Here is a 17,735-nt window from a genome sequence, read left to right as displayed (position 1 = left end):
TTTAAATTAACAATGAAAAAGTACAATTTTAATGCTGGTCCTTCAATGCTCCCACGTGAGGTGATTGAAAATACTGCTAAACAATGTTTGGAATTTCAGGACACAGGTCTTTCACTTATGGAAATCAGCCACCGTGCTAAATATTTCCAGCCGGTTCTTGATGAAGCAGAAGACTTGATTAAAGAACTGCTTGAAGTACCTGAGGGATACAAAGTTCTGTTCCTTGGCGGTGGTGCATCACTTGAATTCTGTATGATTCCTTTCAACTTCTTGATTAAGAAAGCTGCTTACCTGAATACTGGTGTTTGGGCAAAGAAAGCAATGAAAGAGGCTAAAATGTTTGGTGAAGTAGTTGAAGTTGCTTCTTCTGCTGATGCAAACTACACATACATTCCAAAAGATTGGACATGTCCTGCAGACGTTGACTATCTCCACGTGACAAGCAACAACACAATCTATGGTACAGAAATACGCAAGGATTTTGACGTTCCTGTTCCTATGATTTGTGACATGTCTTCTGACATCTTCAGTCGCCCGATTGATGTAGCAAAGTATGATGTTATCTATGGTGGTGCACAGAAGAACCTTGCAATGGCCGGTGTTACTCTTGTTATTCTTAAGACCGACAAACTTGGACGTGCTCCACGTGAAATTCCTACAATGCTTGACTATCGCACACATGTTGACAAGGGCTCTATGTTCAACACTCCTCCTGTAGTACCAATTTACAGCGCACTTGAGACACTCCGTTGGCTGAAGGCAAATGGTGGTATGGTTGCAATGGACAAACTGGCTAAGCAGCGTGCCGAAATCGTTTATGGTGAAATCGACCGCAACAAACTGTTCCGTGGTACAGTAGCAGAGGAAGACCGTTCACTGATGAACATCTGCTTCGTTATGAATGACGAATACAAAGAACTTGAAAAGCCATTCTTCGATTTCGCAACAGAGCGTGGTATGGTCGGTCTCAAGGGACACCGTTCAGTAGGTGGCTTCCGCGCAAGTTGCTACAACGCACAGACAATTGAAGGCGTTGAGGCACTCGTTAAGTGTATGAAGGATTTTGAGGCTAATCACTAAAAACGCAGTAAATTATGAAAGTATTAGTTGCTACAGAAAAACCATTTGCAGCTGCTGCCGTTAATGGTATAAGAAAAGAAATTGAAGCCGCAGGTAACGAACTCGTATTGCTTGAGAAATATACTGAGAAGGCACAATTGCTTGATGCTGTAAAGGATGCAGATGCAATGATCATCCGCTCCGACAAAGTTGATGCAGAAGTTCTTGATGCTGCAAAACAGTTGAAGATTGTTGTTCGTGCAGGTGCAGGTTTTGACAATATTGACTTGGCTGCAGCCACAGCACACAATGTAGTAGCAGAAAACACGCCGGGACAGAACTCAAATGCTGTTGCAGAATTGGTGTTTGGTCTTCTTGTATTTGCTGTTCGCAATTTCTATAACGGAAAGAGCGGTTCAGAACTTATGGGAAAGAAACTTGGTATTCTCGCCTATGGTAATGTTGGTCGCAACGTTGCTCGCATTGCAAAAGGTTTCGGAATGGAAGTTTATGCATACGATGCTTTCTGTCCAAAAGATGTTATTGAGAAGTCAGGTGTTAAGGCCGTAGATTCTCAAGAAGCATTGTTTGAAACTTGTGATATTGTTTCATTGCATATCCCTGCAACACCAGAGACAAAAGAAAGTATCAATTACGCACTTGTAAACAAACTTAATAAGGGTGGTATCCTTGTAAACACAGCACGTAAAGAAGTTATTAATGAGCCTGAAATCATAAAACTGCTTGGCGAGCGCGAAGATCTTAAGTTTGTTACAGATATCAAGCCCGAAAAAGATGCTGAGTTCATGAATTTCGAAGGTCGCTATTTCAGCACTCCTAAGAAGATGGGCGCACAGACTGCAGAGGCTAATATCAATGCAGGTATCGCTGCTGCAAAGCAAATCAATGCTTTCTTCAAGGATGGCGATACTAAGTTCCAAGTAAATAAATAATCTTTTTATAACAGAAATCAAAAACCTCCTTCTTGTTCCCGCAAGGGGGAGGCTTTTCTCTTTATTTTATTTAAAGATGAAAAGATGTATTTCTTTATAATTTAATCATTATAATCAAAATCATGGCAATAATAAAACCATTCAAAGGCGTTCGTCCTCCAAAAGAATTTGTAGAACAGGTTGAGAGCCGTCCATACGACGTTCTTAATTCAGAAGAAGCAAGAAGTGAGGCAGAAGGTAACGAAAAGTCACTTTACCATATAATTAAACCAGAAATAGATTTTCCGGAAGGAACAAGTGAGTACGATCCTCGTGTTTATGAAAAGGCTGCGGAAAACTTCAAGATGTTCCAAGAAAAGGGCTGGTTGGTTCAGGATGACACGGAAAAATATTACATCTATGCACAGACAATGGAAGACAAGACACAATTCGGACTTGTGGTTTGTGCACACTGTGACGATTATGCAAAAGGTGTTATCAAGAAACATGAACTTACACGTCGCGATAAGGAAGAAGACAGAATGAAGCATGTTCGTGTAAACAATGCTAATATCGAACCTGTATTCTTTGCATATCCGGATAATAGTGTCCTTGATTCTTTGATAAAGAAATATGCTGCCGGTGAGCCGGAATATGATTTCATTGCACCAATAGATGGTTTCCGTCATCAGTTATGGGTAATATCTGACGAGAAAGATATTAACGTTATAACAGAACAATTTGCCGGAATGCCTGCATTGTATATCGCAGACGGACATCACCGTTCTGCTGCAGCCGCTCTTGTTGGAGCAGAGAAACAGAAGCAGAATCCAAACCATAAAGGTAACGAGGAATATAACTATTTCATGGCTGTATGTTTCCAAGCATCACAACTTACAATTCTCGATTATAACCGTGTTGTAAAAGACTTAAATGGCTTGACATCAGAGCAATTTGTTGAGGTGCTGAATAAGAACTTTACAGTAGAATTGAAGGGCGAAGAGATTTATAAACCTGCAAAACTCCATGAATTCTCTATGTATCTTGATGGCAAATGGTATTCACTTACAGCAAAAGAAGGTACATATGACAATAACGACCCTATTGGAGTCCTTGACGTAGATATTTCAAGCAGACTAATTCTTGATGAAATTCTTGAAATAAAGGATTTGCGTTCAAGCAATAGAATTGATTTTGTAGGTGGTCTGCGCGGACTTGGCGAATTGAAACGTCGTGTTGACAGTGGCGAAATGCGTATGGCGTTGGCTTTATATCCAGTAAGCATGAAACAGATTATGGATATTGCTGACAGTGGTAAAATTATGCCACCGAAGGCTACATGGTTTGAGCCGAAATTGCGTTCCGGTCTTGTAATTCACAAACTTTCTTGATATATAATATAATAATAATAATAATAATATAGAAATATATTGGAAGATAGTTTCAGAACAATAAGCAAAGAAGGCGAGGGATATTATACCGAGAAACGGAGTAAGTTCCTCGCCTTTGCACATCATGTAGAATGTATTGATGATGTAAAGGAATTATTGGCTCATTATAAAAAGAAATATTTTGATGCTCGTCACGTATGCTATGCATATATGTTAGGAGCCGAGAGAATCGATTTTCGAGCAAATGATGACGGGGAACCAAGCAATACTGCAGGAAAACCAATACTTGGACAGATAAACAGTAATGAACTTACAGAAGTTCTTATTGTTGTGGTAAGATATTATGGTGGAGTAAATCTGGGTACCGGAGGATTAATTGTTGCCTATCGTGAAGCAGCAGCAGATGCCATAAGGAATTCGGAAATAATAGATAAGGTTGTAGAAGAACAAGTGGATTTTGAATTTCCATACGTTATGATGAACCAAGTAATGAAAGTTGTTAAAGATATGCAACCACGTATTTTATCACAGAATTATGATAACACATGTCTTATTTCATTATCTATAAGGAAATCGTTAGTAGAACAATTAAAGGTGAGACTTAACAAACTTTCTTTTGAATAAAAACAAAGAAAAAGTTTTGTGTTATCGCTTAAAAGTATTACCTTTGCACAGATTAATTTGGAAGGTTGGCAGAGTGATCGATTGCGCTGGACTCGAAATCCGGTATACCCTTTTGGGTATCGGGGGTTTGAATCCCTCACCTTCCGCAAATGGGTGATGTTCCAACAGAGACACCCTACTATCATTTCAGAGAATCTGAATTTTCATAATATTTGATATAAATAAATTTCTAAATATCATTTTATGAAAAAAATAACTTGTAATCTTTTGTTTTTATCTGAAAAGTATGTATTTTTGCACGTGCTTTAAAATTTAGTGCCAATGAGACAACTTAAAATCTCTAAGTCGATAACAAACCGAGAAAGTGCTGCGTTAGATAAGTATTTACAGGAGATTGGACATGAGGAACTACTTTCTGTTGAGGAGGAGGTAGTGCTTGCCCAACGCATAAAGAATGGAGACCGTGAGGCACTTGAAAAATTGACAAAGGCAAATCTTAGATTTGTGGTTTCTGTAGCCAAACAATATCAAAATCATGGTTTATCACTTTCCGACCTTATCAACGAGGGCAATTTGGGATTGATAAAAGCTGCTGAGAAATTTGACGAGAAACGTGGTTTTAAATTTATCTCGTATGCCGTCTGGTGGATACGACAGAGCATACTGCAGGCTATTGCTGAGCATAGTCGCATAGTAAGACTTCCATTAAATCAAGTAGGATCGGTTAATAAGATAAATAAAATGCTCAGCAAGTTTGAACAGGAAAACGAACGACGGCCGAGCATAAACGAAATAGCAGAAGGTGTAGATTTACCGGAAGATAAAATCGAGGATGCCATGAAAGTTCAAGCAAGGCATGTTTCCGTTGATGCCCCATTTGCAGATGGAGATAATAATAGTTTGTTGGATGTTCTTCCGAATGAAGATGCTGCAATGGCAGACAAAATGCTATTATTGGAGTCACTTCGAGATGAAATAAAACGTGCTTTACAGATACTTAACGACCGTGAGCGTAAAATAATAGAGGCATTCTTCGGTATTGATCAGCCCGAGATGACTCTTGAGGAAATTGGTACAAAATATGGCCTTACTCGCGAACGTGTTAGGCAGATAAAAGAAAAAGCAATAAGAAGATTGCGTAATAATACCAAGAGCAGGCTTTTGAGGTCTTATCTTGGGACTTAGATTATATTTGGAACATGAGAAAAATATTATATACAATTATTGTCGTATTGTGTATGGCTTGCACTCTCGGCACAATGGCAAAGGATGGTAACAAAATAATACCAAGAGTTTATGTTTTCGGAATGTCAACCTCTTTCAATGACAGCACAGTGTTTTTCACAGACATAATGACACTTGACAGTGTTTTTGAAGATGGAAAATCTGGCTTCATTATAGGTAGGGACAACTATAGTTTGCAGTTGCGTTATTATCTTGAGGGTAAAGGATACTCCCAAAGGACATGCGTATTTGTTTCAGGAAAAGACCAAAAACATATTATGAAGAAGTATGAAAAGATGAAGTCTCGATATGCTAAGAAAGGAGGTTCTGATATATTGTTAATAGACAAGTCGGAATTTGCATTCACACCTATATCTATAACATCGTTAATGCCTGTTGAGAAATAGCATTAAAATCATTTTATGTATACCAACTATATGAACATTAGCAAGCACTAAATAGTAATATTAATGTAGCATAATGGGAGAATACAAGTCATACTTTTTCAATATTGCAGAACTTGATATTAAGATTACATTCAAGGAGTCCAAATATAATAGTATAAAATTATTACCGTCTTTTTCTATATTTGAAAAAACAGAGGAAGGTGAGAATTTGTTTTTTCATCTAACCATAGATGACAATTTACTACCAATAAAAGAGAATATTGAACGTATTGACAATTTTGAAACTGGCAATGGACATACCATCGTAGATAAACTTACAAACGGAGGTTATCAATTTATCATAAAAGATATAAACGATGTTGATTGCTGCATGTTGCAGACAAATAAAAATTTCGATGATTGTCGTTGTGCATTGAATGGAAACTATAACATGCGCTGTTTTGGACTGAATAATGCTCTGATGCTAATATTCGCATTTGCAGGAAGCCGTATGCGTACAGTGCTAATACATGCGTCACTCGTAAGAAATGGTGGAAAGGGATATGCATTCATAGCCAAGAGCGGTACCGGCAAAAGTACGCAGGTAAGTAATTGGTTAAGATATATTCCTTCATGCGACTTGATGAATGATGACAATCCTATAATAAGAATACTTGATGATAACAAACCCTATATTTATGGTGGCCCTTGGAGTGGAAAAACACCATGTTATAGGAATGTAAAGGCTCCATTGGGAGCAATAACACGTATTGATAGGGCGAAGGAAAACAGTGTTGAGAGATTACGTCCGGTGGAGGCCTTTGCGTCATTACTGCCATCGTGCTCATCAATGAAATGGGACAAAGATATATTTAATAATGTATGCGACATAGTGACGCAAATTATTGAAACCACGGGTATTTTTATGCTCCGCTGCCTTCCTGACAAGGAATCTGCAATAATATGTCAAAGGGAAATATCAAAGTAGTTGAAAAACAATTTAACAATGCTGTCCTTATTCCTGAGATTACAAGGATACTTAATGAAGGGCATACTGTTACTCTGCTGTTAAAGGGATTCAGTATGAGGCCATTTCTTGAGAATGGACGCGACAAGGCTTTGTTGGTAAAGCCGGGAAATATTAAAGTTGGCGACCCAGTACTTGCAGAGATAGAACCGCTACATTTCGTATTACACAGGATAATTAAAATTGATGGTGAGAATATTGTACTGAAAGGTGATGGCAATCTTTCAAATGAATATTGCCAAATTAAGGATATTAAGGGAGCAGTAATAGGTTTCTATCGTAAAGGAAGGACAAAACTTGACCGTACAGATGGTATGAAATGGCGTTTTTATTCCTTTATATGGATGAACTTATCACCGATAAGAAGATATTTACTTGCTTTTCACCGTAGAATATGGTTACGCATTTTTCCGATTAACGTTAAGAAATAAAATTGTTTTGAATAATAAGGAACTTATTTAATATTAGAATAGTTATGAAGGCAAAAAAACGTTTTACACTCCGTAATGTCTGCGGAGAATATATAATAGTGGCAGAAGGAAAGGAAAATATTGACTTCAGCAATATAATCAGTCTTAATGAATCTTCTGCATATTTATGGAAGAAGATTCAAAATATGGATTCATTCTCGATTGAAGACCTTGCAAAATTCCTAATGGAAGAGTATGATGTAGATATGGAAACGGCTATTGCTGACTCCAAATCCCTTGCCGAACAGTGGGTGTCCATTGGCATTGTTATAGAATAAACGAATTGTTGAAAATAATACATATTATTTAGCGATCTGTTTAAATATACGCAAATTCCTATAATTTTAAATACTAATTGTATAATTTATATTAAAAGCACAATGTAAATTTTGTCATTTATTGATAATATAACTACATTTGCGTGTAAGTATTCAGGAAATATATATATTAATATGGCTAAATATAACATTACAGAAAAAGAAGAAAAAGACGCAGCATATCGCACATTGATTAATCCGGTTATAATGGATGAACTGGAAAAAAAGATTTATGATATAATCTGTACTCAAAAGAAGTATCTTGACAAAGAATACTCTGCAAAAATGCTTGCCCAAGATTTGGGAACAAATACAAGGTATATATCTGCTGTGGTAAATGTGAGATTCGGCATGAACTACACATCGCTTGTGAATAAATACAGAATAGACGAAGCGATGATTGTACTTGCTGATCCTAAATATCGTAAAACAAACATGGAGGATATTAGTTCATTGGTTGGTTTTTCCAACAGACAATCATTCTATGCTTCTTTTTACAAAATAACAGGAATTACACCAAGAGAATACAAACTTGCAAAAATAAAGAGTGGAGAAACCACATCTTACTTGAAGCACGCTAAGGCGAAAAGCAAAAAGAAATAAGTAGGTATAAATTCTTTAAGAACATCGCTTTCTCATCTTTTTCCATCGCGGTTTTCCGTGTTGAAATAAAACGTGGTGAGTTGGATGATATATGAAATACTACAGAATGTCAGACTAACGATTTTAAAGGATATTACCGATGAACAAAGATAACTTCTGTTACGTTAATGAACGTTTTGCAGACTTGCAATTACTCCGTTACCGTCTTAATGGTTTCGAGAACCTTTCTTTGCAACAAAAAAAGTTAGTTTATTATTTATCAGAAGCAACTCTTTATGGGAGGGATATTACTTTCGACCAATTTGGCAAATACAATCTCATCATAAGAAAAACCCTTGAAGCCATCTACCTTAATTATAATGGTGATAGGGATTGTAACGAATTCAACTCTCTTGTTGTATATCTAAAAAGAGTCTGGTTTTCTAATGGCATATATCACCACTATGGTTGTGAAAAATTAATACCATGCTTCTCTGAAACTTTTTTCAAGGACGCACTTTTTGCAATTGATAAGGAAATGCTTCCTTTGAATGACAATCAAAGTGTAGAGGACTTGTTCTATATGCTAAGAGAAGTGATGTTCAATCCTCATGTTCTTTCAAAAAGAGTCAATAAGACAGAAGGAGATGATGTTATTGCTTCTTCTGCATGCAATTTTTATGAAAACATCACCCAACAAGAGGTAGAGGACTTCTACAATAAAAAGAAGAACGAAAATTCTGAAGACAAAGAACCTGTTTCTTATGGATTAAACTCCAAGTTGGTAAAGGAAGATGATACAATAAAAGAAATTGTATGGAAAGAGAATGGCATGTATGGTAAAAGCATACGCCATATTATTCATTGGCTCAAGAAAGCCGCTGATGTGGCAGAAAATGAGAACCAAAAGAAATACATTGAGACTCTTATAAGTTACTATAAAAGTGGTGACTTGAGAGAGTTCAACAAATATTGTATAGAGTGGGTTGCCGAACATGATGCTCATGTTGATTTCGTAAACGGTTTCATAGAGGTATATGGAGATCCACTCGGTCTTAAAGGTTCATGGGAAGGTATTGTCGAATATAAAGATATTGAAGCCACAAAGCGTACTAAAACCATAAGTTGTAATGCACAATGGTTTGAAGATCATAGTCCTATTGACCCACGTTTCCGTAAAGAGAAGGTAAGTGGTGTTACGGCGAATGTTATATGTGCAGCAATGCTTGGTGGAGACGAATATCCATCTACTGCTATAGGAATAAATCTTCCAAACGCGGATTGGATCAGAGCGGACTATGGGAGCAAAAGTGTTACTATTGGTAATTTGACTGAGGCATACAACAAGGCTGCTCGTGGAAATGGGTTTAAGGAAGAGTTTGTTGTTGATGACTACACTATTTCCATTATTGAGAAATATGGTGATACTTGTGATGATTTGCATACAGACCTTCATGAATGTCTTGGGCATGGTAGTGGTAGACTGTTGCCGGGGGTAGATCCTGATGCCTTGAAATCATACGGAAACACAATAGAAGAAACCCGTGCCGATCTTTTTGCATTATATTATATTGCAGATGACAAACTCATAGAACTTGGACTTGTTCCTGATAAAGACGCATACAAGAGTCAATATTACACATATATTATGAATGGACTCTTGACGCAACTCACAAGAATAAAGCCAGGACACCATATTGAAGAGGCTCACATGCGCAATCGTGCACTTATTGCACATTGGTGTTATGAGAACGGTGATGCTATCAGACTAACAAAGAAAGATGGTAAGTTGTTTGTTGTTATTGATGATTATCCTGCACTACGAATTCTTTTTGCAAAATTATTGGCAGAAATACAGCGCATAAAGAGTGAAGGAGATTATCTTGCTGCAAGGAACATAGTAGAAAGATATGCTGTAAAAGTTGACAAAGAAATACACTCGGAAATACTGAACAGATACGAACGTCTTGATCTTGCGCCATATAAAGGTTTCTTAAACCCAGTTATGATTCCTGTGCTGGATAACAGAGGAGAGATTGTGGACGTCAAACTTGATTACACCGAAAACTATACAGATCAAATGCTAAGATATAGTAGGCAATATGCTACACTAATTTGATTAATTCTGTTTTTATGGATACTTCAGACAAGTTAAAACAAATAAAGCAAACTTTCCGATTGAGAATGAATGGTGAGACTTCTCGTTCAATGCGGGAAAAAGGACTTTTGTATCATATAAATTGGGGAGTTTCATTGCCTGATCTTAGATTTATGGCAAAAGAATATGGCAAAGACTATGATCTTGCTATTGCTTTATGGAAAGAAGACATTAGGGAGTGTAAGATACTTGCCACTATTATTATGCCTGCCGAAAGAATGTTGCCCGAGGTCGTGGATATATGGATGGAACAAATTCCGTCATTAGAAATAGTCGAACAGATAGCATTCAATCTATTTCAACATTTACCTTACGCATCTCAAAAAGCATTTGAATGGATTTCTTCAGACAAAGAATTTTATCAAGTTTGCGGTTACCATGTTCTTTCACGGCTATTTCTGAAATACGGAGGACTCAACAATAGAGCTGAAGACGAATTCCTTGACCAAGTACAAGTGGCGTTAAAAGATAAAAGTATTTCAGTAAAGCATGCAGCCCTTGTCTGCTTGCAAAGATATGCCGACCTTGGTAATAGAGAGGAGCAACAAGCAATGTCCATTTTCAACTCCAATAACATAGATTTCTGACTAAACATAAAAGTTCATAAAATGTTTTGTCATATCTAATATTTGTTGTATTTTTGCACATACAAAGTTTCTCGGTGCAAAATGAAAAAAGTTAAAATTGAGGTAAGAAATATACTTGCTCAATATCTTGAACAAAACAATATGCGAAAGACTGTTGAGCGATTTGCTGTGCTTGATGCGGTATATAGTTTTGATACATGTTTTACTATTGAGGAACTTCGACACCTTCTTGTACGTAAGAGTTTCCCTGTTAGCCGAGCAACATTATATAATTCATTAAAATTATTCCAGACACTTCAGTTGATAGTGTGCCATAGACTACATCAGGGAATCAAGTATGAAGCAGTTTATTCACGAAATAATCACTGCCATAAAATATGCACATTGTGCGGAAAAGTTACGAATGTTGTCTCAGACGAGATAATGTCGGCTGTCGAGAACATGAAACTGAAACGCTTCCGTCAGGAAGGTTTTTCGCTTTATATATATGGAGTTTGCAGCAATTGTATTACAAAACAGCAAAAAGGGAATAAGCATATAACCCAAGAAAATGTTGTTGATGAATGTATAAACATAAAACAAGATAAAAAATGAAATCAGGAAAAGTTGATGTCCTGCTCGGACTTCAGTGGGGCGATGAGGGTAAAGGAAAGGTCGTTGACGTGCTCACGCCTAATTATGATGTCATTGCTCGTTTTCAAGGTGGCCCGAATGCTGGACACACTCTTGAGTTTGAGGGAGAAAAATATGTGTTGAGAAGTATTCCTTCCGGAATATTTCAAGGCGGTAAAACAAACATAATAGGTAACGGGGTGGTACTTGCTCCAGACTTATTCATGAATGAAGCAAAGGAACTTGAGAAGAGCGGACATAATCTCAAGGATTGTCTTTGCATATCAAAAAAGGCACATCTCATAATGCCTACCCACAGGTTGCTTGATGCAGCACACGAGGCTGCCAAAGGAAAAAGTAAGGTAGGAACCACAGGTAAAGGCATTGGTCCAACATATACAGACAAAATCAGTCGTAATGGTTTGCGTGTCGGTGACATTTTCGAGAACTTTAAAGAAAAGTATGCTGCACACAAGGCTCGACACGAAAAGATGCTTGAATCGTTAAAATATACCGAATATGATATTTGCGAGGTGGAGAAAGCATGGATGGAGGGCATTGAGTACATGAAACAATTCCGCATAATTGATTCGGAATATGAGATAAACAAGATGCTTAAGAATGGCAACAGTATTCTTTGCGAGGGTGCTCAAGGTACAATGCTTGATGTTGATTTCGGAAGTTATCCGTTCGTTACATCTTCAAATACTGTTTGTGCCGGGGCTTGCACAGGACTTGGAATAGGACCAAATAAAATTGGTGAAGTGTATGGAATAATGAAAGCATATTGTACTCGTGTTGGAGCCGGACCGTTCCCAACGGAACTTTTTGACGATACTGGCGGTAAACTTCGGGAATTAGGTCGTGAGTATGGAGCGGTGACCGGACGCGAACGTCGTTGCGGATGGATTGACCTTGTAGCACTGCGTTACGCAATCACACTGAATGGGGTGACTCAGTTGATTATGATGAAAAGCGATGTACTCGATGGTTTTGATACAATTAAAGCATGTGTGGCATACAAACAGAATGGCAAGGAAATCAATCATTTCCCATATAATATTGACAAAGGAATCGAACCAATATATAAGGAACTTCCAGGATGGAAGACCGATATGACGAAATTTACATCAGAAGAACAGTTCCCGAAAGAGTTCAACGACTACATTGACTTCCTTGAAAAAGAACTTGAAACCCCTATAAAGATAATATCAATAGGTCCAGATCGCGACCAGACAATAGTTAGAAAATAATGGCGAATAAACCAAGCATTCCGAAAGGTACACGCGATTTCTCACCAATGGAGATGTCGAAGCGTAACTATATATTCAACACAATAAAAGAGGTGTATGCCTTGTACGGTTTCCGGCAGATAGAAACGCCGGCAATGGAAACATTGCAGACACTTATGGGTAAATATGGGGAGGAGGGAGACAAACTCCTTTTCAAAATATTGAATAGCGGTAACTTCCTCAGCAAAGTTTCGGAAGAAGAATTGCATGAGAACAATGCCCCTCGTGTAGCATCAAAACTTTGTGAGAAAGGTTTGCGTTACGACCTCACCGTGCCATTTGCCCGATATGTCGTAATGCATAGGGACGAACTACAGATGCCCTTCAAGCGTTACCAGATACAACCGGTATGGCGCGCAGACCGTCCTCAGAAGGGTAGATATCGTGAGTTTTATCAGTGTGATGCTGATATTGTAGGCTCTAACTCTTTACTTAATGAAGTGGAACTCATGCAAATCATCGATACCGTGTTCTCGCGTTTCGGTGTAAGAGTAGTGATAAAGATCAACAATCGCAAGATTCTTTCCGGTATTGCGGAGATAATCGGCGAACCGGATAAAATAATTGATATTACGGTTGCCATAGATAAACTTGACAAAATAGGACTTGATGCGGTCAACAAGGAACTTGCAGAGGTAGGTATAAGTGCAGAAGCAATAGATAAACTGCAACCGATTATCTCTTTGACAGGATTCAACGAAGACAAACTACAGACCATTGCTGATGTGCTTACCACGTCTGAAATAGGCATGGAGGGTATCAATGAAACACGTTTTATTCTTGACACACTGAAGAAATGTGGTCTCAAAAATGAAATAGAACTCGACCTTATGCTTGCTCGCGGACTTAACTATTATACTGGAGCAATATTTGAGGTAAAGGCTCTTGATGTTCAGATTGGTAGCATTACAGGCGGAGGACGATATGATAACCTTACAGGAATATTTGGAATGCCTGGGTTAAGTGGGGTTGGCATATCCTTCGGAGCAGACCGTATATTCGATGTTCTCAACCAGCTCGACCTATATCCAAAGGAAGCGGTGGATTCAACGAAACTCCTATTTATCAATTTCGGTGAGAAAGAAACAGAATATTGTCTGCCTATCGCAGCAAAGACGCGCAATGCAGGAATATCAACCGAGATTTATCCGGACACCGTTAAGATGAAGAAACAGATGGCATACGCTAATGCCAAACAGATTCCTTTTGTAGCAATTATAGGGGAGAATGAAATGGCAGACGGCAAAGTGATGCTTAAAGACATGCAGACAGGCGAACAAAGACTCATTACTGCAGAAGCACTTATTGAGATAATTTCCTAACGGATGATTTTGCCGATACGGCATTATATTATAGTATGTGAGTCACTTTGGTGGCTTTAACTTATTTAATTTACAAAACATTATGAAGAAGAAGTTTATTTGCACCGTTTGTGGATATATCCATGAAGGTGATGAGGCACCAGAGAAGTGCCCGGTATGCAAGGCTCCGGCAAGCAAGTTCAAGGAATTGGTAGAAGGTGATAACGAACCATTCGCAACAGTTCACGAAATCGGCGCAGCCCGTAAGGAAGGAGCAAACGAAGAAATGATAAAAGACTTGAACAACCATTTCAATGGCGAGTGTGGTGAAGTTGGAATGTATCTGGCAATGAGTCGCCAAGCAGACAGGGAAGGCTATCCAGAAATCGCAGAGGCTTTCAAACGCTATGCTTTCGAGGAGGCAGAACATGCAAGCAAGTTTGCCGAGTTGCTGGGTGACGTACTGAAGGATACCAAGAGCAATCTTGAAGCACGAATAGCAGCAGAGCGCGGTGCATGTGAAGACAAGTTCCGCATAGCACGCAATGCCAAGGCTGCCGGAATGGACGCGACACACGACACCGTCCACGAAATGGCCAAGGACGAAGCACGCCACTGCGCAGGCTTCGAAGGACTATACAAACGATATTTCAAGTAAACAACCAAAAACTCCTCAGGAAAGTTTTCTTGAGGAGTTTTTTTATTATACATCTTGTTTCTTAGATTCAAATGAATTTCGATATTTTTTGAAATCCACTGTTAATATAACACATTTCTTAGTCTATACTAAACAATTTATAATTATAAATTCATATCTTTGCAATCGATTATACAATATGAACCGATGAAGATAGACAAAACAACATTTAAAGGAATAGACACTCCTTGCTATATTATTGAAGAAGAACGATTAAGACACAATCTTGAACTTATTTCGAGTGTGGCCAAAGAGGCTGATGTTGAGATTATTCTTGCTTTCAAAGCCTACGCATTATGGAAGACATTCCCTATATTCAAGGAATATATTTCTGCCACTACAGCCAGTTCTTTATATGAGGCACGATTGGCTTATGAAGAGTTTGGAAATCCGGCACACACATACTCTCCGGCTTACACAGACTATGAGATAGACGATATCGCCAAATACTCCAACCACCTCACATTCAATTCACTGTCACAGTACGAAAGATTCTGCGATAGGGTAGTGTCCATAAATAAAGACTTAAGAATCGGACTTCGCGTAAATCCGGAATATTCTGAAGTCGGAACAGAACTTTATAATCCATGTTCACCCGGTACACGATTCGGCATAACGGCAGATAAACTACCCACGAGTTTGCCGGATAACATAGACGGGTTTCACTGTCATTGCCATTGCGAAAGTGGTGCAGACGTGTTGGAACGCACACTCGTACATATAGAATCGAAATTTTCCAAATGGTTCAGTCAGTTAAAATGGCTGAATCTCGGTGGAGGACACTTAATGACCCGCAATGATTATGATATTCCTCTCCTTCTAAATATATTAAAAGGACTACATAAACGTTATCCTTGGCTTAAGATAATAATTGAACCGGGAAGTGCTTTTGCATGGCAGACGGGAACACTTGTATCGCAAGTAGTTGATATTGTTGAAGACAAAGGGATACGCACAGCAATACTAAACGTAAGTTTTACGTGTCACATGCCCGACTGTCTTGAAATGCCATATATGCCACAGGTACGCGGTGCAGAGATTTCAGATTCTGCTACGGCATATCGACTTGGCGGAAACAGTTGTCTCAGTGGCGACTTCATGGGCACTTGGACTTTCGACCACGAATTGCATATTGGCGAAAATGTTATTTTTGAGGACATGCTTCATTATACCACTGTAAAAACATGTATGTTCAATGGAATTACTCATCCATCAATAGCCTTACTCACTTGTGAGGGAAAATTGGTAATGCTTCGTAATTATTCTTATGAAGATTATAGAAACCGAATGGATTGACAGACATTTATAATGTATCGTATTTTGTGACAAAATATATAGAAATGTTTTGGAAAACGATAGAAACATGAATGTAAATTAGGCGAATTTGAAAACCAATCTCGCCCAATTTGAAAAGTAAAATCGCCCAATTTGGTAGGCAATTTCGGCGAGATTACATTGTCATAATATTGCGATATTTGAATAAAAGAAAAAAAAAGTCCAAAAAGTTTGTGGTTTTAAAAAAAAGCGTTACCTTTGCACCGCATTTGGAGAAGTGTACTTCTGGAAGGAAGTTTGAAATGCGGAAATAGCTCAGTTGGTAGAGCACAACCTTGCCAAGGTTGGGGTCGCGGGTCCGAGTCCCGTTTTCCGCTCAACATTCTGAATAAAAAATACCATTAAAATGCCCAGGTGGCGGAATTGGTAGACGCGCACGTTTCAGGTGCGTGTGCCGAAAGGTGTGCAGGTTCGAGTCCTGTTCTGGGCACCGGTTATTTAGGATGTTATATGTTGGAGAGGTGGCGGAATTGGTAGACGCGCTACTTTGAGGGGGTAGTGTCATCACGACGTGGGAGTTCGAGTCTCCTCCTCTTCACACATTTGTTTAGGTTGCGGAAATAGCTCAGTTGGTAGAGCACAACCTTGCCAAGGTTGGGGTCGCGGGTCCGAGTCCCGTTTTCCGCTCTTTTTTATTGATTCGGCTCTTTAATTTTTATTTTTGTCAGGAAAAAGGCGAGTCGAACATTATTTCAAGAAAAATAAAACACATGAATCTCTATTTAAGATATTTTGATAAAGAAACATTAGTACAGAATGTTGATGATGCCTTGAATTTTTTGGCTTCAATTCCGGAAGTGGGTTTGAATGCAGAATTGGAGGCAGATCTTCGCGAATATGCAAACAGCGAGGTTTATTATCCCAAACGCTATAAGGTTCGTCCAAGAGTATATTTCATCGTAATAAAGACAGAAGCTGCAACCATGCTTGACTTCAAACAGAAGAAAGCCCTACGCCCGAGCACTACCGGAGAGGGAGTTCATCGCGATGTAATAACTCCATCCATGGCAAGACTCAGTGAGATTCGCGAAGGCTGGTATGAGGGGGCTGTTGACTTCAAGCGTGTGGTTCTTGTACCCACCACAGGTAAACACGAATATCGCGATACCCATTTCGTTGTATTCTGTAAAGCAAATTCCGGACTTGATTGTTACAATCGTATCATAGACCATCTTCAAACACGTGTAGATAGTCGTAGTCAATTCCCATCTGCAAAAGGAAAGAACTTCAAGTTCCGCTATCTCGGCAGGTGGAAATGAGATAAATAAAAGTAAGAGAAAGGAGTATAGGAATATGAACAAGGTCATGCTAATAGGCAATGTAGGCAAGGAACCGGAAGTAAGATATTACGACCGCGACCAAGCCTATGCTACTTTACGGCTTGCCACAAAGGAACGTGGATATACTCTACAAAACGGTACGCAGGTTCCCGATCGTACCGATTGGCACACAATAAGACTTTGGAACAATCTTGCCAAGGTTGTAGAAAGGTATGTTCATACAGGTGACAAATTATATATTGAGGGACGTATTCGCTATGTAAGTTATGATGACAAGAAAGGGCAACGCCATTATATAACCGAAATCTATGCCGAGAATTTGGAATTGTTGTCGCCAAAACCTATTGTACAACCACAACCTCAACAATCGGAAAGCGAAGTAAAAAAAGAAAATGCTGAACAAGAAGACAGCATACCTTTTTGAAACATATAAGCACTGAATAATCTTGGACTTATCATTT

General features: G+C 38.6%; 19 protein-coding genes and 5 tRNA genes. All 24 read left to right on the top strand.

Going from position 1 to position 17,735, the window contains the following annotated elements:
- Nucleotides 1–12 precede the first annotated feature (12 nt).
- The 24 genes from serC to EHV08_RS03675 all read left to right on the top strand — a co-directional run bounded on the left by serC (nt 13) and on the right by EHV08_RS03675 (nt 17,698).
- Nucleotides 13–1,080 (top strand): 3-phosphoserine/phosphohydroxythreonine transaminase, encoded by a 1,068-nt coding sequence (serC, locus tag EHV08_RS03790; RefSeq protein ID WP_126678112.1) that lies wholly within the window; start codon nt 13–15, stop codon nt 1,078–1,080.
- Between the two features lie 14 nt (nt 1,081–1,094).
- Complete coding sequence (locus EHV08_RS03785; protein WP_126678110.1) at nt 1,095–2,012, top strand: NAD(P)-dependent oxidoreductase; 918 nt, start codon at nt 1,095–1,097, stop codon at nt 2,010–2,012.
- A 122-nt stretch (nt 2,013–2,134) separates the two neighbouring features.
- Nucleotides 2,135–3,382, top strand: coding sequence for a DUF1015 domain-containing protein (locus tag EHV08_RS03780; RefSeq protein ID WP_126678109.1), 1,248 nt, complete (start codon nt 2,135–2,137; stop codon nt 3,380–3,382).
- 39 nt (nt 3,383–3,421) lie between these two features.
- Nucleotides 3,422–4,006 carry an IMPACT family protein gene (locus EHV08_RS03775; protein ID WP_126678107.1) on the top strand — a complete coding sequence of 195 codons (585 nt, stop codon included), beginning with the start codon at nt 3,422–3,424 and terminating at the stop codon, nt 4,004–4,006.
- A gap of 59 nt (nt 4,007–4,065) precedes the next feature.
- Nucleotides 4,066–4,152, top strand: a tRNA-Ser gene (locus EHV08_RS03770).
- 175 nt (nt 4,153–4,327) lie between these two features.
- Nucleotides 4,328–5,191, top strand: coding sequence for a sigma-70 family RNA polymerase sigma factor (locus tag EHV08_RS03765; protein ID WP_126678105.1), 864 nt, complete (start codon nt 4,328–4,330; stop codon nt 5,189–5,191).
- 14 nt (nt 5,192–5,205) lie between these two features.
- Nucleotides 5,206–5,637 carry a hypothetical protein gene (locus EHV08_RS03760; RefSeq protein WP_126678103.1) on the top strand — a complete coding sequence of 144 codons (432 nt, stop codon included), beginning with the start codon at nt 5,206–5,208 and terminating at the stop codon, nt 5,635–5,637.
- 73 nt (nt 5,638–5,710) lie between these two features.
- Nucleotides 5,711–6,604 (top strand): hypothetical protein, encoded by an 894-nt coding sequence (locus EHV08_RS03755; RefSeq protein WP_126678101.1) that lies wholly within the window; start codon nt 5,711–5,713, stop codon nt 6,602–6,604.
- Nucleotides 6,580–7,074 carry a S24/S26 family peptidase gene (locus EHV08_RS03750; RefSeq protein WP_126678100.1) on the top strand — a complete coding sequence of 165 codons (495 nt, stop codon included), beginning with the start codon at nt 6,580–6,582 and terminating at the stop codon, nt 7,072–7,074. The genes EHV08_RS03755 and EHV08_RS03750 overlap by 25 nt, the downstream gene beginning before the upstream one ends.
- A gap of 44 nt (nt 7,075–7,118) precedes the next feature.
- Complete coding sequence (locus tag EHV08_RS03745; RefSeq protein WP_126678098.1) at nt 7,119–7,391, top strand: PqqD family protein; 273 nt, start codon at nt 7,119–7,121, stop codon at nt 7,389–7,391.
- Between the two features lie 174 nt (nt 7,392–7,565).
- Nucleotides 7,566–8,033, top strand: coding sequence for a helix-turn-helix domain-containing protein (locus tag EHV08_RS03740; protein WP_126678096.1), 468 nt, complete (start codon nt 7,566–7,568; stop codon nt 8,031–8,033).
- A 139-nt stretch (nt 8,034–8,172) separates the two neighbouring features.
- Nucleotides 8,173–10,131, top strand: a complete 1,959-nt coding sequence (locus EHV08_RS03735; protein ID WP_126678094.1) for a dipeptidyl-peptidase 3 family protein — start codon at nt 8,173–8,175, stop codon at nt 10,129–10,131.
- Nucleotides 10,132–10,145: 14 nt separating this feature from the next.
- Nucleotides 10,146–10,757, top strand: a complete 612-nt coding sequence (locus tag EHV08_RS03730; RefSeq protein WP_126678092.1) for a DNA alkylation repair protein — start codon at nt 10,146–10,148, stop codon at nt 10,755–10,757.
- Between the two features lie 81 nt (nt 10,758–10,838).
- Nucleotides 10,839–11,351, top strand: a complete 513-nt coding sequence (locus tag EHV08_RS03725) for a Fur family transcriptional regulator (RefSeq protein ID WP_126678090.1) — start codon at nt 10,839–10,841, stop codon at nt 11,349–11,351.
- The gene (locus EHV08_RS03720; protein ID WP_126678088.1) at nt 11,348–12,622 is read left to right on the top strand and encodes an adenylosuccinate synthase; all 1,275 of its coding nucleotides are present in this window, start codon (nt 11,348–11,350) and stop codon (nt 12,620–12,622) included. The genes EHV08_RS03725 and EHV08_RS03720 overlap by 4 nt, the downstream gene beginning before the upstream one ends.
- The gene (gene hisS / locus EHV08_RS03715) at nt 12,622–13,983 is read left to right on the top strand and encodes a histidine--tRNA ligase (protein ID WP_126678086.1); all 1,362 of its coding nucleotides are present in this window, start codon (nt 12,622–12,624) and stop codon (nt 13,981–13,983) included. Before EHV08_RS03720 ends, hisS begins: the two co-directional genes overlap by 1 nt.
- Nucleotides 13,984–14,065: 82 nt before the next feature.
- Nucleotides 14,066–14,620 (top strand): NADH peroxidase, encoded by a 555-nt coding sequence (locus EHV08_RS03710; RefSeq protein WP_126678084.1) that lies wholly within the window; start codon nt 14,066–14,068, stop codon nt 14,618–14,620.
- A 186-nt stretch (nt 14,621–14,806) separates the two neighbouring features.
- Entirely contained in the window at nt 14,807–15,955 is a 1,149-nt protein-coding gene (nspC, locus tag EHV08_RS03705; RefSeq protein WP_126678083.1) for a carboxynorspermidine decarboxylase, read from the top strand.
- A gap of 283 nt (nt 15,956–16,238) precedes the next feature.
- A tRNA-Gly gene (locus tag EHV08_RS03700) sits at nt 16,239–16,311 on the top strand.
- A gap of 31 nt (nt 16,312–16,342) precedes the next feature.
- Nucleotides 16,343–16,424 (top strand) — tRNA-Leu (locus tag EHV08_RS03695).
- Nucleotides 16,425–16,449: 25 nt separating this feature from the next.
- Nucleotides 16,450–16,532, top strand: a tRNA-Leu gene (locus tag EHV08_RS03690).
- 16 nt (nt 16,533–16,548) lie between these two features.
- A tRNA-Gly gene (locus EHV08_RS03685) sits at nt 16,549–16,621 on the top strand.
- 83 nt (nt 16,622–16,704) lie between these two features.
- On the top strand, nt 16,705–17,253 hold the full coding sequence (locus EHV08_RS03680) for a hypothetical protein (protein WP_126678079.1): 549 nt from the start codon (nt 16,705–16,707) through the stop codon (nt 17,251–17,253).
- Nucleotides 17,254–17,287: 34 nt separating this feature from the next.
- A complete protein-coding gene (locus tag EHV08_RS03675) occupies nt 17,288–17,698 on the top strand; it encodes a single-stranded DNA-binding protein (protein WP_126678077.1) in 411 nt (136 codons plus the stop codon).
- The last annotated feature ends 37 nt before the right edge of the window (nt 17,699–17,735 follow it).

This window comes from Prevotella koreensis (assembly GCF_003977605.1).
GTDB lineage: Bacteria > Bacteroidota > Bacteroidia > Bacteroidales > Bacteroidaceae > Prevotella > Prevotella koreensis.
Note: the sequence above shows the minus strand (reverse complement) of the source record. Positions and strands in the feature narration are given on the sequence as shown.

Bases quoted from the DNA above. Each gene is read 5' to 3' on its own strand.
- serC (WP_126678112.1), top strand. From the start codon at position 13: ATGAAAAAGTACAATTTTAATGCTGGTCCTTCAATGCTCCCACGTGAG.
- EHV08_RS03785 (WP_126678110.1), top strand. From the start codon at position 1,095: ATGAAAGTATTAGTTGCTACAGAAAAACCATTTGCAGCTGCTGCCGTT.
- EHV08_RS03780 (WP_126678109.1), top strand. From the start codon at position 2,135: ATGGCAATAATAAAACCATTCAAAGGCGTTCGTCCTCCAAAAGAATTT.
- EHV08_RS03765 (WP_126678105.1), top strand. From the start codon at position 4,328: ATGAGACAACTTAAAATCTCTAAGTCGATAACAAACCGAGAAAGTGCT.
- EHV08_RS03760 (WP_126678103.1), top strand. From the start codon at position 5,206: ATGAGAAAAATATTATATACAATTATTGTCGTATTGTGTATGGCTTGC.
- EHV08_RS03755 (WP_126678101.1), top strand. From the start codon at position 5,711: ATGGGAGAATACAAGTCATACTTTTTCAATATTGCAGAACTTGATATT.
- EHV08_RS03750 (WP_126678100.1), top strand. From the start codon at position 6,580: ATGTCAAAGGGAAATATCAAAGTAGTTGAAAAACAATTTAACAATGCT.
- EHV08_RS03745 (WP_126678098.1), top strand. From the start codon at position 7,119: ATGAAGGCAAAAAAACGTTTTACACTCCGTAATGTCTGCGGAGAATAT.
- EHV08_RS03740 (WP_126678096.1), top strand. From the start codon at position 7,566: ATGGCTAAATATAACATTACAGAAAAAGAAGAAAAAGACGCAGCATAT.
- EHV08_RS03735 (WP_126678094.1), top strand. From the start codon at position 8,173: ATGAACAAAGATAACTTCTGTTACGTTAATGAACGTTTTGCAGACTTG.
- EHV08_RS03730 (WP_126678092.1), top strand. From the start codon at position 10,146: ATGGATACTTCAGACAAGTTAAAACAAATAAAGCAAACTTTCCGATTG.
- EHV08_RS03725 (WP_126678090.1), top strand. From the start codon at position 10,839: ATGAAAAAAGTTAAAATTGAGGTAAGAAATATACTTGCTCAATATCTT.
- EHV08_RS03720 (WP_126678088.1), top strand. From the start codon at position 11,348: ATGAAATCAGGAAAAGTTGATGTCCTGCTCGGACTTCAGTGGGGCGAT.
- hisS (WP_126678086.1), top strand. From the start codon at position 12,622: ATGGCGAATAAACCAAGCATTCCGAAAGGTACACGCGATTTCTCACCA.
- EHV08_RS03710 (WP_126678084.1), top strand. From the start codon at position 14,066: ATGAAGAAGAAGTTTATTTGCACCGTTTGTGGATATATCCATGAAGGT.
- nspC (WP_126678083.1), top strand. From the start codon at position 14,807: ATGAAGATAGACAAAACAACATTTAAAGGAATAGACACTCCTTGCTAT.
- EHV08_RS03680 (WP_126678079.1), top strand. From the start codon at position 16,705: ATGAATCTCTATTTAAGATATTTTGATAAAGAAACATTAGTACAGAAT.
- EHV08_RS03675 (WP_126678077.1), top strand. From the start codon at position 17,288: ATGAACAAGGTCATGCTAATAGGCAATGTAGGCAAGGAACCGGAAGTA.